This window comes from Paenibacillus sp. FSL R10-2734 (genome assembly GCF_037963865.1).
In the GTDB taxonomy this organism is placed as follows: Bacteria; Bacillota; Bacilli; order Paenibacillales; family Paenibacillaceae; genus Paenibacillus_AQ.
The window spans coordinates 1,595,766-1,611,973 of sequence record NZ_CP150170.1; the positions used below are offsets into that span (position 1 = coordinate 1,595,766).

The window sequence follows — 16,208 nt, forward strand, 5'->3', positions numbered from 1 at the left end:
GTTGTAATGATCATAAAGGAGAATAATAAACTGAAAGTTAACTTTTGCTGATGAAATGAAAAGAGACTATCCCGTAAGCAGCCATGAAATGACTCCTGGGGATAGCCTCTTGTTTGTAGGCAGGATATAAGTGATCACATTAACTGTTGATGAAATATACATAATCTATATGTTCATTAACAAAATCTGCGTTATTCTGATTTTTTCTTTTTTTATACATTGTGAATCCAACACTTTCATACATCCGTTGAGCAGGGTTTAGATCGTCATTCGTGGTGACAATGATTTTTTTTACATCATGCTGGATGATTCTATTGACCGCTTCTTGAAGCTGGATTTTACCATAGCCTTTGCCTTTATATCGTGAAGCAATGCAATTATGCCCGATTTCTGCATACTTAGGCATATTTCTCGGGTCCCACACTACAAATCCGATGGGTTCATCGTTTAGGGTTGTGATAAATGCACATTTATCGGCGATTTGTATATTCTCAAAGAAAAAGTTATCACAAGCTTGCCAATCTGAAATACTGCCTCGTTCATATCTGGGATCATATGAATACGCATCTGACAATAATTCTAAGAGTATTCCCCGGTTAAAGCTGCTCACTTTTTTGAATGTAACACTCATTTACTGGTAGCCCCCATTTCTTTTTCTACCTTTTTCGAGGCAGGGAGTAGCGTTGTAAAGATTGTTCCTTGCGACGGAACACTGTCACAGGTGATGGTTCCATCGTGCAACCCAATGATTTTTCGGACAATCGTAAGCCCCAGGCCATTGCCAGCAGTAGAGTGTGATGTATCTTGCTGATAGAACTTGGCGAAGACCTTGGGCAGTGCACTCGGACTGATGCCCTCTCCATTATCACGGATCGTAATCTCTATCCTGTCTTTTACCCGCTTCATGGTAACTTCGATTTCTCCATGCTCGGGCGTGAATTTGATCGCATTATCCAATAAATTCAGCCAGACCTGGCTCAGCATCTCTTTATTTCCGGATACCTCATAGTCCTGTACGTTGGCTTTGAAGGAAATATGCTTTTTCGTAAGTTTAGTATGCAGTAGCAGGATGCATTGGCGAATTTGTTCACCAACATTGAAGGGCTGTCGGTCGCTTAATATTGCCTGTGCCTCTATTTTGGAGATGTTCAGGACATTTGAGGCCAGAGCGGCCAAGCGGGTCGATTCCTCAATAACAATATCCAGATATTCATTCCGTTCTTCCTTACTCAGCGCATCATCCTTTAGGATTTCAGCGAACCCTTTAATCGACACAATAGGCGTGCGAAATTCATGGGAAAAATTGTTTACAAAGTCTGTACGCAGAATCTCAATGCCACCTAGCTCCTCAGCCATCCGGTTAATATTCTCGGAGAGAATCTTAAATTCCGGAGGTTTTGTTAACTGCATCCGCATAGAGAAGTTCCCTTTAGCTAGCTGGTCGATGGCATCAATAAACGTTTGAATAGATTTCAGCCATCTACGACTGCTAGTTATCGATATGACAGAGCCGATAATGGTGCAGGCAATCAATATGATTAAGGTGAGTATTTTTTTGTCTTGGAGAATCTGTTCATCAAGCAGGCCGAAGAACATTAACAGATAGATCAGAACTCCGGTAATCAGCATGGTAATGAGGAAAATGATAAATAAAGCAAGAGAGAAGTAGATCGGCAAGCTGATTCTGCTGCGTAGCCGTTTAATCATGTTCTCACCGCCTTGTATCCTAGACCGCGGACGGACACAAGTTCGAACTCCGGATAGTTCTCAATCCGCTTCCGCAAGCGATTGATATGTACATTAACCGTAGTGTCCGTAGTTTCGCTGTCCATCCCCCAGATTTCATCCATCAGCTGAATACGAGTGAAAATACGCTCCGGATAGGATAAAAGCTTATAGAGGAGCAGGAACTCCTTCTGGGGAAGTGTCTGTTTTTCATTGTCTCTAGTTATTGTTAACGCATCTAAATCAAGAATGACTTTACCAATAACAAGCTTACGTGCGCTTACAATCTGTGAACGGCGCAGAAGGGCTTGAATCCGTAGCAGCATTTCTTCTGTATCCACGGGTTTGGTCATATAATCGTCAGTTCCGAGGTGGAATCCTTTTTTCTTATCTTCTGGAAGATGTTTGGCCGTGGCCATGAGGATTGGGATCATGTTGTTCGCATTCCTTAGCTCATCGGCAAATTCGTAACCATCCATACCCGGCATCATAATATCGAGGATAATCAGATCAATGTGCTGGACTTCAAGAACTTCCAGTGCCTGGATTCCATTCTCGGCGGTTAACACCTCATAACCTTCCCGTTTCAGCACAGCGTTCATCAGCTTTCTGACATGCTTATCATCTTCCACAACGAGAATCTTAATCATGGTTTCACTCCAATAGGTTCCGGATTTGACCTCTTTATCCCATAATTCTAATAGATAGAAGTGCTAATGACAAAGTCTTTAGCGTTTTCTTAAATTATAAGAAAGTAAAAGTTTCACTATATACTTTATCCTGGTGGCCATGGGGAGGCCTTTTTTTTATTACACGCCTCTTTGAGACGGATCGAGCGGGACTTATATCCTCCAAAATGTATGTTTTAGTGGAGCTTACGGACAAATGTATGCGAAAAATCGAATACAATGTGCTGTCGGTAACGTAACGAACCAAATGTATGCGAAAAACCGAATACAATATGTCGCCGGTAACGTAAAAGAGCCAAATGTATGCGAAAAATCGAATACAATGTGCCGACGGTAACGTAAATGAGTCAAATGTATGTGAAAAATCGAATACAATGTGCCGTCGGTAACGTAAACGTGCCAAATGTATAGGGTGCCACGATCTTAAAGTGGTGCCTTATCGGTGTAAGGGTAGATTCTGCACAATGCGTTCGTGTAACGAAACGGAGGAGTGGAGTCGACAGATGTCCAAGAGTGTATTTCAGGTGAATCACAGGCATGTGATCCTGACGATCGATGAGGGACTAAGAGAGAGATTCTTGAAGCATAGTGAATTGCTTAATTTCGATGCCATGGATGAAGGAGATCCAGAAGTACCACCGCAATTCAGCTGTGCGAACTGTGGAGGAGAGATGTCCTGAGTATTACGAGGGAATCCATGGATACATGTACCGGATTGAAGATCGGTTAGTACAGGGCCTGAGGTAGAAGAAAGCACACAAGTAGAATAGAAGGGGACGGATATGGAATGGAAAAGCGAAGCGGTGAAGTGCCTAAATTTACTCCAGATCTTTAAAGGACCGAGCCGGTGGTGAGGTTTTTCTTACGGGGTATTTTTTGCGTACTCCTCTTTTTCATGAGCTTTATAAGGAAAGGATCCATTGCGTATTAATTCTTGGTTCATTCATTGCTTTCTTAAAAATGAGGAATACAATTCTAATTTTTCATCAATAGTCACAGAATGAAAACGCTTTATAATCAAATTAAGAGTACAAAAGCAGAGTTATCAATTGTAAACGATTGCAATCGCGATTGAAGTGATAAGGAGTGATTAATCATGTGGAGAGCTATAAAAAGACAAAAATATGCTCATATGTTTGTGCTCATTGGAATGTTAATTATTTTCACTTTTCATTATTTACCAATGTTTGGTATATTGATGGCCTTTAAGCAATACTCCATTACCTCTGGTATCAAAGGGATCTTTACGAGTCAATGGGTGGGTTTTAAATACTTTATTGAGTTTTTTAACTATTATAATTTTAATCAAATGGTCGTTAATACACTGTCAATCAGTTTACTGAAATTAGTATTTACCTTTCCAGTTCCGATTCTTCTTGCGATTATGTTGAATGAGGTACGAAGTCATGTTTTTAAAAGAGTGGTTCAAACGGTTAGCTATTTCCCGCATTTTATTTCGTGGATTGTTGTGTCAGGGTTACTTGTAATCTTTTTCTCTACAAACAACGGAATTGTGAATGGCTTGCTAATGTCTCTCGGTCTCAAAGAACCACTTCCAATATTAAGTAGTGCCAATTATTTTTGGGGATTGGCCGTAGGCAGTGCAATGTGGAAGGAAGCGGGTTGGTGGGCCATTATATTCCTGGCGGCAATTAGCGGATTGGATCCAGCACAGTATGAAGCGGCAGAGATAGATGGAGCAGGGCGACTGAAAAGGATTTGGCATGTGACATTACCCGGTATTCGGGGAACTGTCGTAGTAGTACTCATTTTAGCGGTTGGTAGCTTACTTGGTGGCGGCTTAGTGGGTTCTAACTTCGAACAGTCGTATTTGCTAGGGAATGTTATGAATAACGATAAGTCAGAGATTCTTCAAACCTATGCCTTCAAAATGGGCTTGGCGCAAGGAAGGTATGCGTATGCAACAGCCATAGATTTACTGCAATCCATTATCTCGATCACTCTTGTGTTCAGCAGCAATTACATTTCCAAAAAAGTAACAAAGAGTGGTTTATTCTAAGGAGAGAAGGAGTTGCAAAAATATGCGAAAAACATGGGAAGATCGTATTTTAGATACTATAAATATCACTGTGTTAGCATTAATTGCTATTGTTACTGCTTATCCATTTTACTATATGATTATCATTTCTTTTAATAATGGATTGGACTCAACGCTAGGCGGTATCTATTTTTGGCCAAGAAATTTCACACTTAACAATTATTCGGAATTTTTAAGCGATCCCAAGTGGATGGAATCCTTCCTAGTTTCAGTAGCACGAACATTAGTTGGTGCATTCATTACAATTTGGTTCACGTGTCTGACGGCTTATGGGCTATCCTACAAAAAACTTAAATTTCAGAAGTTTTATTATAGTTTTTTTATCATTGGGATGTATATATCAGGCGGGCTTATTCCTTACTATGTTACCCTCCGCAGCTTGTCACTTCTCAACACATTTTGGGTTTATGTTGTTCCAGGAGCAGTAAATATATTTTTTCTTATCGTTGCAGTTTCTTTTTTCAAGGAGATTCCATCCGAAATGGAAGAGTCAGCGCGAATTGATGGTGCGTCTGATTTGAAAATATATTATAAGTTGATTCTTCCGGTTTCTAAGCCATTACTTGCTGCTATGGGATTATTCGTTGGTGTTGGGCAATGGAATTCTTGGGTGGACTCTGCTTATTTCGTCAATAAAGATAGTTTGCGAACGCTAACCTTTAGGATGATGGAGATTATTAACCAAGGGATGTCTCCCATTGATGCTGAAAGTGCGGAGCGTGCGGCGGCAGTCACAGGTGTCACTACTTTTTCAATGCAAATTACGGCAATGGTTATTGCGGTGTTACCCATTTTATGTGTATATCCATTTTTGCAAAAATATTTTGTGAAAGGTATTATGCTGGGGTCTGTTAAGGGGTGATCGAAAATTCGTTGTTGAGTCGGAGAATCCTGGCTCTTGTGAATCGCTTGGATTTTCCGTTATCACATAAAAAATGATAAGAACGAGGAGGCCACAGTATGGCAGGTATGAAAAAAAGACTAGTTTTGCTCCTATCGCTGGTAGCTGTAATGCTGATTTCTGCATGCGGCGCGGGAGAGAGTCAGAAACAGGCTTCACCTTCCCCTAGTACTAGCGATTCGAGTAGTGCACCTCAAGAAGTGGTTGAGCTTACGATGCTTGTGAATCATCCTTGGTGGCCATTTAAAGAGTGGAAAGGTAAAATTCCTGAAGAAATTACAAAGAAGACTGGTGTTAAACTCAACATTCAGGTTGCTGTTGACGATAAGCAGCTTCCGCTTCTTATTGCATCAGGGGAGTTACCCGACTTGGTATACACCTCTTCGGAGTTGACACGTTTAGCTAACTCAGAAATATCATATCCTTGGAATGAGCTTATCTCCAAATATGCTCCTGACTTTAAAATTGACGAAAGTAGAACTGGTGTTAATACGATGCCAGATGGCAATTTCTATACAATCAAGAATAGCTTTTCGACAGAACAGGAATGGAATGATACCCCGAAAGCTTTACCTGGTGGCTCAGGATTAGCCTTCAGACAAGACATTATGGAAGAGTTAGGCAATCCTAAAATGGATTCACTTGAGGATCTGCATCAGATTTTGCTGTCTGTCAAACAAAAGTACCCAGAAATGACGCCGATTCTTTTTGATAAAGATCAAATAGGACAATTCTTCCGCATTAACTTTGGTCTCAAGAGAAATAGCGGTTTTATCGATCAAGGTGGGAACGCAGTTCATTATCTAAAAGATCCTAATTATAGGGAATATTATCTGTACATGAATCAGCTCTATCGTGAAAAATTAATGAGTTCTGAGAATTTCACATTCAAAGATGCTCAGCAGGATGACCAGTATGGTCTTAACGGGCAAGTATTTGCATTGGGTGGAATGATTGCGGATACGATTAATGCTCAATTAAAGACACTAAATAAGGATTTTAGCTTCAATATGGTCTCTAAGGTATTAAGTGAAAAAGCAGGAACACCTATGGGAGGTTCCGGATGGTCTGGAGTGTACATCACTAAAAATAATAAAAATGTTGAAGCCTCTATTAAATTCATGCAGTTCATGCTTAGTGAAGAAGGCCAACGTTTAGGTGTGTGGGGAATTGAAGGAGAAGACTGGACATGGAATGATGCAGAGAATTATCCAGTGATGAACTATGATATGAATGATGCAGAGGCCCAGAAGCAGTTTGGTTATGTTTATTGGGGATTGCTTGGTAGTAGTGGTGTTACGGAAGCACTCCAACGCTTTGATCCAAAAACATTGCAAACGCAGTGGGGTCTTGCTCTTAGGGATACGTTGAAATTTAACCCTGCACTTGGTCTTGTAGTTACAAACCCCGATACGGAAGAGCAAGTTATTGAGACCCAAATTAAAAACATGATTGCGACAGAGGAATTGAAAATTTACATGGCCAAATCCGCAGAAGAGGCAAGTAAGGAATATGACAATGTAATTGCAAAAATGGAAAGTATGGGACTTAGCAAACTAGAAGCTTGGGCAACTGCCCAGTATAAGGAATATCAGAAAAATTTCTAGCATGAGATTCATTGTAATTGAAATTAGATAGAGTAGCACAGTAATACGGACTCTCTCAAGGGGTCCGTATTACTGTGCTACTTAGTAAACTTTATGGCCTGCAAAGTATTGATGAATGAGGGGGATATTTCGGATGAACATGAACGAATTGAGAGAGCAATTTCGTATAGCGAACCCCGACTATGGACCTTTACCATTCTGGTGGTGGAGTGCAGAGGAGATTACGGCTGAACGAATCGTTTGGCAATTACAGAAATTTCATGCAGGCGGACTTCGTAATATCGGTATCATTAATATTGCTCCAACGGGACCACAATATGGAAGCGTCAGCGATAATCCCATTCATTTCTCGGAACGCTGGTGGAGCATGTTTGAAGTAGCTTTGCGTGAAGCGCAACGTTTAGGAATGCGTCTTTTTTTCTATGATCAAATCGGTTTCTCAGGGACGAATATTCCATCAGAACTCGTAACCGCGAACCCGGAATTTTCGGGCTATGGCTTACGGCGTACAAGTGTAGGAGAACCATTACCCCATGGTGCACAAATCCTTACTGAATCAGGTGAGTATATATATTTTACAATTCGGTACGGTTTTAACTGGCTTGACCCAACTGCAACTGAAGTTTTGTTAAATAGGATTCACGGTGAATATGAGCGAAGATTTCCTAATGATCTAGGGCAAACGATTGGTGGTAGCTTTCAAGATGAACTCCCTCCTCTACCCTTGTGGACGTTAGAATTACCTGAAGATTACAAAAAACGATATGGGGAAGATTTAATTACAGATCTGCCGTTGTTATTTGATGAATCTTCACGTTCTGCTACTGTTCGTAGGCGGGTATATCATTTAGCGGCTGAATATGCTGAACGAGCTCTATTCATTCCACTTTCAAACTGGCATGAAAAATACAATATGCTCATCTGTTGCGATCAAGCTGGACCCGCTAGGAGAGCAGACGTACATGGTGCCCAAAGGCTGTACTTGGATTATTTTCGTACCCATCGTTGGTATAATTCCGCCGGAAGTGATATGGATGGTGAAATTAAGCCTCACTCTTCAATGGTACATCTACATGGTGGGAAGCGCGTGTTTCTGGAGGCCTTTCACACCAGTGGATGGGGCGGAACACTTGAGGAGACACTTCATTGGTTAATTCCATGGTTTCAAGCCGGTGTAACATTATATAGTCCACACGCCGTATACTACAGCACACGGGGGGGCTGGTGGGAGTGGGCACCACCAGATACTGGTTGGAGGCAACCATATTACGAACACTACAAGATCTTTGCCGACACCATTAGCAGAATCTGCTGTTTGTTAAGCGAGGGTTCACATGTCGCCGACATTGCGATTCATTACCCATCGTATGCGGCAAGTGGTTATATGTCTCTTTCAGATGGGGGGCCGTTGGAGCATCCAATGGTTGTAGCCAATAAAATGCCACATGATGCACTGAATCATATTCATAATACTTATGTTCGGTTGACAGGTAGATGGAGTCGGAGAGAACAACGTAACTTGGGGGCACTAAGGGAAGCCTTTTATGATTATGATATTATCGATGATTCAGCGATTGAGAAATCACAAGTATTGAGTGGGAAACTGCACATAGCCAATGAGGCATTCTCTGTCATGTTACTTTGTGGAACAACAGAAATGGAAGCAAAAGCTAAACACCGTGTAGAAGAGTGGATTAGAAGCGGTGGATTAGTCATTGTAGTTGATTGTTTAGAGGGGCAAGAGACAATTGAAGGAGCGGTATATGTAAAAACCGCCGAAGAGTCAATCGCATTCATTGAAGCAAATGTTAATAGACGAATAGAAGGAGACGGAATGAGTCTTCATCGGCGTACGGAAGATACGGATATTTTTCTTCTTCTGCCAAAGGATGGTGAACTACTTCGAATGCATCAGCCTGCAACTCCGAATACGACGGAGATTCCACCAGCAAGTTACCGCTTGCGGACTTCTGGAACCCCCCAGGAATGGGATCCCGTAAGTGGTGACATCGTAGACATTCCATTTAAACGATACGGGGAATGGATTGAGATCGAGGTTAACTTTGGAAATTGGCCCGCTTCGTTAATCGTATGCTCCGAATCTAAAGGTACAAATGATCATACGACGAATTGTGGTATAGAGCCGAATATAAAGCCGGCACAAGTAACAAAACACGAAATTCCAGCTACCTCATGGCAAGTAAGAGCTATTTCAACACTTGATAATCTTTATGGTGATTTTGACCTCCACGGTGAAGTGAGTAAAGAATTATCGATCGAAACTCGTCGCATAAGGGTTCATACGGAAAGTGGAGAGGAGTCAGGTGAGCAAACCGGCTGGTATGAAGTCGGGTATGACGATTCAGCATGGAAATTACAGTTATGGAGCGAAGCCGATTATTGGATGGCGTCAAAAGGAGATCAGTATGATCCCGCATATGCTTGGCCCATTACATATTCAACAATACTTGGTGATATGAGCTTCCGAACTTGGGCAGGTCGGATGGGCAGGGTGCCTCGCAGATTTTTAAACCTAGGTTTACTGAATGTTCATGAGAGTGTGTGCGCAGTGACGAATATTATGGCTCCATTATATGGAGAATATTGGATGAGAGTGGAGAGTAATGCTAACATCCAAGCTGAAGTAAATGGGAAATCTATAGGATGGAAAGGCGGTCCTGAGGAGCAAACAGCATGGATAAGATTAGAGGAAGGTGCGAATAGTCTTAAGCTATGTGCGAGGGCGGTAACCACAGGAATTGTTCGTGCAGCAGTCGAAGTGAATGTGCAGGATCGCCCCGCTTTACCTAAGTGGATTCATCCTAAAAAAATGGATGCCGACGCTTTTCTCATGAAGACGATTCATGTAAAAGATCGTTCGCTCAAACAAGTTCGAATGGTGTTCGCTGCAAGAGGAAGGGTCGTCTTAGTCGTTAACGATAACAAAATCATTGAGCATGGTGACTTTAATCCCTATATTCGTCAAGGGCAAGAATTACTCGATCTGACACCTTACTTACAGCAAGGAATGAATACAGTTAAATTTGTGTTTCCTGAAGGAGTAGGCGAGGTGTTTGCAGATGGAATTATGGAATGGGAAGATGGTGAGGAGGAAGTATTCTGTACAGGAGAACAGTGGAAGGATGAAGAGGGTAATTTGGCTGAGATCCTTCATGAAGCAGTATTACAATTTGCTGAGACGGAATCCCTTTGGCTGAAGGATCGAGACCATCCGCTTCCTGGTATTGGTTGGCTTATGCCTCATGCTGTGCCAAGTCCTACACCACTCCCATTTCTTCGAGATCCGAGAGTTGCTGGTAAGCCCATTTGGTTAAGATTCACCTTACCTGCTGGAGCATTTCGGATGAAATTATTATGTAAAGGAAATTACAGGGTCTGGATCGAGGGAGAGGAAATAGCGATCAGTGAAGATATCATTCACTTTCCAGTTAAGTCAGCACATTCACAAGCAGCTGTTCGTATTGAGCCCAATGATTTAAGTACAGAGGCAGATGTACTACTTGCGCCCATTCGCTTCGAAACGGCAGAAGTGAATGGAAGGCTAGGGGATTGGCGGAGTGCACTAAACTTACCTCATCATAGTGGTGTTGTAGAATATGCATCAACTGTCTCTCTCCAAGGAAACAGGCATGTTATATTAGATTTAGGTCACGTTCGGGGAACCGCAGAATGTTGGCTCAATGGAAAATCACTAGGGGTTCGAGCTTGGAGACCCTACAATTTTGATCTTGGAAATAACCTGCCAGCTGGGGATTATCATTTGCGTATACGTGTAACGAACACACTCGGTACGCATTATGAAGATGGCAAGCCGACAAGTAATGTCGGCGGCAATCCAGACCCTAAGGTCACTTATTGGGATGTTAATGTAAGTTCAAAGTTACAATCTGAATTTGCATCCGGGGGGCTATATGGTCCTGTTTATGTAATTGAAGGTTAATTTAACCATGGGAATATTGTATAATTGAATTGTAATTATTGGAATAAAAAATGTAAGCGCTTAGAACTTATGCATTTACAACCAAATTTAATCAAAAAGCAGTGATTGTTATGATGAAATTTACCGTGTTAACCTTGTTAAAGACGAAGTTAAGCGGGATGCAATTAGTGAAAAAAATGGTGTGGGGCTATATTCTGCTCGTTTTTTTACCAATTATTATTTTTGGTTGTTATTTTTCTATTCAATTATACGAGAATATGCTTGCAGATTATTCTAGAAACAAACAACAGCTAATCAAGCAGGCGGATGACAGTTTCAATGTTAGTCTGGAGCAAGTGAAGTCCATTCATTCCTTGTTCCAATATAATTCTGAGGTTAATGATTATCTTAGTGGGTTTCATTTAACTGAAGCTGATCAGGTATACCAATACTTGAAGAACATCCGCCCTATTTTTTCGTTCTCTTATTCAAGCAATGAGGCGATCAAGTCAATTCGATTATATAGAACAGTTGAATCCGTTATCCCCGTGTATGATGAGGTCATGAGCATTGAGGAATTTCCTCATCCAGAAATTATTACGCGTATGGAGCAGTTGAAGATTAATCAAGGCATGTGGCTCGCAATGGATAAAGTCGGTGAAACGGGATTCCCTTATCTCGCTTACTATCAAAGGGTTTATAATGCTGGTTATACGAAGCAGCTTGCAATTTTGGAATTGGTTGTCGATGATCGCATTCTTGCCAGTTTTCTGAAAGTAGCTAATTCTAATAGTCATGTCACTCCACGAATTGCTCGAAACGGGGAGATCCTCTTCAGTGAAAGCACACATAATGACGATGAACGGTTAAGGGAAATATCATTATCGAATGGAAAAACAAAGAACTATTGGAAGGAGGGCGATTTGCTAGTAAATGTCTTGAATCGCTCTGATCCTCAACTTACTTTTTATTTTTTTACGCCGTTACAAGAAATGTTTTCAAACTTTCGTAATAAGGCGATTATAGGTGGAATCCTGCTCTTTGTTTTGTTAATCCTGCTCTCATTGCTTTATTACGTAGTCGCAACAATTTTGACGCGGCGGATTTTAAAACTTGCTAAACATATGCGTAGTGTAGGTGAGAATAATTTAAGCCTGTATCAGAGTGAGAAAGCCAAAGATGAAATTGGCTTTCTTGCATATTCTTTTAATACGATGATATATCGCATCGAAGAGCTAGTCAGCAAAGTACAGAAGGCAGAATCTATGAAAAGAGAAGCGGATTATATGGTATTGCAGGCACAAATTAAGCCTCATTTCTTATATAACACGCTAGAATCTATTCGTATGCTAGCTGAGCTAAACGATGATCAGGAAGTTGTTGATGCAACCTATACGCTTGGAAAACTGTTAAGATATACATTGTCGTCGGGGCAGAATGAAACGCTGCTTCAGGATGAAATTAACAACATACATCATTATTTGGATATTTATAAGCTTCGAATGTTAGAACAACTAGTATTTGAGATCCGAATAGAAGCAGATTTGCGAGATGTTTATTGCCCCAAATTTATTCTCCAGCCCTTAGTAGAAAATTGCATTCATCATGGCATTTCTAAACATGGTGAACAGGGTGTTATCAAGTTAACTGTCACGGATATAGGAAGGTTTTTTCAAATTACAATAACAGATAATGGAGTCGGTATCTCTGAAGAGAGACTTGCTGTTGTCCAAGGTGTTATTGACAATCGAATAGATCGTGGTGAATTACAGACAGAGGATTCAGGATTCGGTATTTATAATGTTAGCGAGCGAATCAAGATGTATTATGGAGAAAGCTCTGGTCTTTGTGTTCAAAGTATACTCGGTGAGGGCACTGTTTACGTAGTAAGGTTACTTAAAAAGGGGGGGGCGCATGATTAACTTGATGATTGTTGATGATGAACCTTTTATGCTTAAGGGACTGCAGCATATCATTGAAAAGGGGAATACTCCCTGCTCTCAAGTGGTGAAGGCTTCAGATGGCACGGAAGCACTCGAAAAGCTTGGAAGTTTCAGGCCCGACTTACTAATTACAGATATTCATATGCCTAAAATGAATGGTTTGGAATTAATCCGCGCAGCGAAAGAAAAAAATCTTTGTAATCGATTTATTATCCTGTCTGGCTATGATGATACGAAATATATGAGGCAGGCCATTCAATGTCAGGTTATAGATTATTTAATGAAGCCAATTGATAAAGCGGAACTCTATGACATACTGAATAAGATATCCTTTGATGTACTTAAATCCAGGTCTACCCCTACAGTTCCTAAACAGGCTGTTCCTATTGTAAGTGAACCTAAGTTGGACACACTCTATACGAATCAAATGTCTAGTAATGTGAAGAGAATAATCCAATACATTGAACTCCATTATACACATGACATTTCACTTGATCAGATTGCTGATCATGTCCTGTTGAACCCCAATTATATTAGCTCGCTTTTTCGCAAGGAAACAGGCCTAACCTTTATTCATTTTTTACACTTATATCGAATTAAGAAAGCGAAAGAGATGATGCTCATGGATACGGGGCTGTCATTTCATAAAATTTCGGAGCAGGTTGGCTATGAGAGTGTTAGGCACTTCTTTAATGTATTCAAAAAATACAGCGGCGTAACTCCAGGAGAATACAGGGGGCTTTTTACCCCAAATGCGTAATTTTAAAAAACGATGCTTGCATGTCATTGGGGACATATTTCTTGTTCGGATACTGTAAAATGAACATTCGAACCTGAAATATGTTCTATTTTACTATGCCAAAAATTCAATGATAATGTTGTTTGAAAGCGTTTTATCAGGAAGAACTGGAGGGGAATAATCATGAGCAATCCTATGCATTTGTGGTATCGTAAGCCAGCTGAAGAGTGGGTAGAAGCACTGCCAATAGGGAACGGTAGATTCGGTGGAATGGTCTACGGTGGTGTGAAGCGTGAGATTATTTCGTTGAACGAGGATACATTATGGACTGGTGGACCAAGAGAAGCTGATCATGCTGAAGCATTTGAGTATCTGGATCTATCGCGAAAATTGATATATGAAGAAAAATACCGAGAAGCACAGACGGTTATAGAAAATCATATGTTGGGACCTTGGTCTGAGGCTTATCAAGCGTTGGGTGATGTGGAACTGGAGATGGGGCATGGTGCATCCTATGTATCCTATCGTCGTGAGTTGGACATACGAACTGGTATTAGTCGAACGGAATATAAAATTGGAGAAATTAATTACGTTAGAGAAGTATTCATATCGGCAGTTGACCAGGTTATGGTTATTCATATCAGAGCAGATCAACCGAACCAGATTAATTTACACACCAATTTAAAGAGTCCATTAAATTACAATACAGGGAAACTTGACATAGATCGGATTTATATGGCGGGTGCTGCTCCTTGTAAAATAGATCCTATCGGGGAATCCAATAGAGAAACGGTTTTCTACGAGCCAGATAAGGGAATCCGATTTGAAGTACAACTATTAGCACTTCCGCAGCAGGGGGCGGTTGAGACGCATGGTGCACGTTTGCAGATCAAATCTGCCAATGCGGTCACTTTATTGCTTAGCGCTGTAACTAGTTTTAATGGTTACGATAAGGATCCAGTACGTAACGGGAAAGATCCAAAGGTTCTGTCAGATAAACAATTATCTGCCGCCTCTCAATTTACTTATGATCAACTTCGTGAGCGACACATTCGTGATTTTTGTGTTTTTTTTGACAGGGTTTTATTAGAACTTGATGGTGTTAGCAATCAGGAATTGCCTACTGATGAGAGAATTGTTGCTGTGCGAGATGGTGGAGAGGATGCGCAGTTAGCTGCGTTGTTCTTTCAATTTGGACGATATTTAATGATTAGCAGTTCGCGACCGGGTACCCAAGCGACCAATCTTCAGGGAATTTGGAATAACATGACGAAGCCACCATGGTCATGTAATTATACGACAAATATTAATACGGAGATGAACTATTGGCTAGCCGAAAGTTGCAATCTTGCAGAGTTTCATTCTCCTTTATTTGATCTTATGAGAGATTTACAGCATACCGGGGGTAAGATGGTAGAAGTTTATTACCATATGCGAGGGTGGACCGCACATCATGGAGTTGATTTGTGGCGAACGGCTAGTCCTCAAGGGGGGCCTTCGAATGGGCCTGCCACATGGGCATTCTGGCCCATGGCAGGGCCCTGGTTATGCCAGCATGTATGGGAGCATTACGCTTTTGGCGGTGATGTAGAGTTTCTACGTAATGTAGCATACCCAATAATGAAAGAGGCAGCTACTTTTTGTCTTGATTATTTAGTTGAGGACAAAATGGGGAACTTGGTTTCTTCACCATCAACCTCACCAGAGAATACGTTCATTGCACCTGACGGTAATCATGTGGCTGTAAGTCAAAGTTCTACCATGGATGTTGCTCTTATGCGTGAATTGTTCGCTAATTGCATGGAAAGCTATCGAATATTAGAAGAGGATGACGGGTTTTATGAGCATCTAGAACAGGCATTCAATCAATTATTACCGTTTCGTATAGGTAAACATGGACAGCTGCAAGAGTGGTTTGAGGATTTCGATGAAGTGGAGCCTGGTCATCGCCATACAGCGCATCTATACGCACTGCATCCTGGAAATCAAATTACCTTACGTGGTACTCCAGATTTAGCTCAAGCAGTACGAGTAAGCTTAGAACGCCGACGTGAGTATGAGGGAACAGATACAATTGGTTGGTGCTTCGCTTGGAACATTAACATTTATGCCAGACTTGAAGATGCAGAGAATGCATATTTTTATTTAAGAAAACTTCTCGGAAATCCTTTTCCAAATTTATTTAATGCACATCGTCATCCGAAGATTACATTTTATCCTTTTTCAATTGAGGCTAACTTCGCTGCTACAGCTGGTATTGCAGAACTTCTTGTGCAGAGCCATACGGGAGAACTTCATCTTTTGCCGGCGCTGCCTAATTCATGGAGGAATGGAAAAGTGAAGGGACTTAGAGCGCGTGGAGGGTATGAAATTGCGATGGAGTGGAAGGATGGAAGCCTCGTCAATGCGAATATCAACTCATCCTTAAATGGGGTTTGCCGACTACGAACATCAACCCCTGTTAAGGTTGATGTAGAAGAATGGGAAGTGACAGAAGATGGGGTACTTCTATTTGAAACACAAGCAGGGAAATCTTATAGAATTACTCCAATAGGTTATGAACCAGCTACTACAAAATACGGGTACAAATTGCGAGGTATATAAT

Annotated in this window: 11 protein-coding genes; 8 read left to right on the plus strand and 3 right to left on the minus strand. The window is 41.1% G+C overall.

What is annotated here, in order from left to right:
- Positions 1 to 139 precede the first annotated feature (139 nt).
- The 3 genes from NSS67_RS07170 to NSS67_RS07180 are packed head-to-tail and all read right to left on the minus strand — an operon-like array spanning position 140 to position 2,375.
- Entirely contained in the window at positions 140 to 631 is a 492-nt protein-coding gene (locus NSS67_RS07170) for a GNAT family N-acetyltransferase (RefSeq protein WP_339318911.1), read from the minus strand.
- Positions 628 to 1,707, minus strand: coding sequence for a HAMP domain-containing sensor histidine kinase (locus tag NSS67_RS07175; RefSeq protein ID WP_339318912.1), 1,080 nt, complete (start codon positions 1,705 to 1,707; stop codon positions 628 to 630). Before NSS67_RS07175 ends, NSS67_RS07170 begins: the two co-directional genes overlap by 4 nt.
- Positions 1,704 to 2,375: a response regulator transcription factor gene (locus NSS67_RS07180; RefSeq protein WP_339318913.1), complete on the minus strand. Its 672-nt coding sequence runs from the start codon at positions 2,373 to 2,375 to the stop codon at positions 1,704 to 1,706. Before NSS67_RS07180 ends, NSS67_RS07175 begins: the two co-directional genes overlap by 4 nt.
- Before the next feature lie 446 nt (positions 2,376 to 2,821).
- Between NSS67_RS07180 and NSS67_RS07185 the strand changes: the two genes are divergently transcribed.
- The 8 genes from NSS67_RS07185 (at position 2,822) to NSS67_RS07220 (ending at position 16,207) form a co-directional block, all read left to right on the plus strand.
- A complete protein-coding gene (locus NSS67_RS07185; protein ID WP_339320524.1) occupies positions 2,822 to 3,094 on the plus strand; it encodes a transposase zinc-binding domain-containing protein in 273 nt (90 codons plus the stop codon).
- A 416-nt stretch (positions 3,095 to 3,510) separates the two neighbouring features.
- The gene (locus NSS67_RS07190; protein ID WP_339318914.1) at positions 3,511 to 4,434 is read left to right on the plus strand and encodes an ABC transporter permease subunit; all 924 of its coding nucleotides are present in this window, start codon (positions 3,511 to 3,513) and stop codon (positions 4,432 to 4,434) included.
- Between the two features lie 22 nt (positions 4,435 to 4,456).
- The gene (locus NSS67_RS07195) at positions 4,457 to 5,335 is read left to right on the plus strand and encodes a carbohydrate ABC transporter permease (RefSeq protein WP_339318915.1); all 879 of its coding nucleotides are present in this window, start codon (positions 4,457 to 4,459) and stop codon (positions 5,333 to 5,335) included.
- A 98-nt stretch (positions 5,336 to 5,433) separates the two neighbouring features.
- Positions 5,434 to 6,981, plus strand: a complete 1,548-nt coding sequence (locus tag NSS67_RS07200) for an extracellular solute-binding protein (protein WP_339318916.1) — start codon at positions 5,434 to 5,436, stop codon at positions 6,979 to 6,981.
- 133 nt (positions 6,982 to 7,114) lie between these two features.
- Complete coding sequence (locus tag NSS67_RS07205) at positions 7,115 to 10,942, plus strand: hypothetical protein (protein WP_339318917.1); 3,828 nt, start codon at positions 7,115 to 7,117, stop codon at positions 10,940 to 10,942.
- A gap of 110 nt (positions 10,943 to 11,052) precedes the next feature.
- A complete protein-coding gene (locus NSS67_RS07210; protein WP_339318918.1) occupies positions 11,053 to 12,843 on the plus strand; it encodes a sensor histidine kinase in 1,791 nt (596 codons plus the stop codon).
- Entirely contained in the window at positions 12,836 to 13,624 is a 789-nt protein-coding gene (locus tag NSS67_RS07215) for a response regulator (protein ID WP_339318919.1), read from the plus strand. Before NSS67_RS07210 ends, NSS67_RS07215 begins: the two co-directional genes overlap by 8 nt.
- A gap of 162 nt (positions 13,625 to 13,786) precedes the next feature.
- Positions 13,787 to 16,207, plus strand: a complete 2,421-nt coding sequence (locus NSS67_RS07220) for a glycoside hydrolase family 95 protein (protein ID WP_339318920.1) — start codon at positions 13,787 to 13,789, stop codon at positions 16,205 to 16,207.
- Position 16,208 lies beyond the last annotated feature (1 nt).

Coding starts and splice junctions, on each gene's coding strand:
- NSS67_RS07170 (WP_339318911.1), bottom strand. CDS start 631: ATGAGTGTTACATTCAAAAAAGTGAGCAGCTTTAACCGGGGAATACTC.
- NSS67_RS07175 (WP_339318912.1), bottom strand. CDS start 1,707: ATGATTAAACGGCTACGCAGCAGAATCAGCTTGCCGATCTACTTCTCT.
- NSS67_RS07180 (WP_339318913.1), bottom strand. CDS start 2,375: ATGATTAAGATTCTCGTTGTGGAAGATGATAAGCATGTCAGAAAGCTG.
- NSS67_RS07190 (WP_339318914.1), top strand. CDS start 3,511: ATGTGGAGAGCTATAAAAAGACAAAAATATGCTCATATGTTTGTGCTC.
- NSS67_RS07195 (WP_339318915.1), top strand. CDS start 4,457: ATGCGAAAAACATGGGAAGATCGTATTTTAGATACTATAAATATCACT.
- NSS67_RS07200 (WP_339318916.1), top strand. CDS start 5,434: ATGGCAGGTATGAAAAAAAGACTAGTTTTGCTCCTATCGCTGGTAGCT.
- NSS67_RS07205 (WP_339318917.1), top strand. CDS start 7,115: ATGAACATGAACGAATTGAGAGAGCAATTTCGTATAGCGAACCCCGAC.
- NSS67_RS07210 (WP_339318918.1), top strand. CDS start 11,053: ATGATGAAATTTACCGTGTTAACCTTGTTAAAGACGAAGTTAAGCGGG.
- NSS67_RS07215 (WP_339318919.1), top strand. CDS start 12,836: ATGATTAACTTGATGATTGTTGATGATGAACCTTTTATGCTTAAGGGA.
- NSS67_RS07220 (WP_339318920.1), top strand. CDS start 13,787: ATGAGCAATCCTATGCATTTGTGGTATCGTAAGCCAGCTGAAGAGTGG.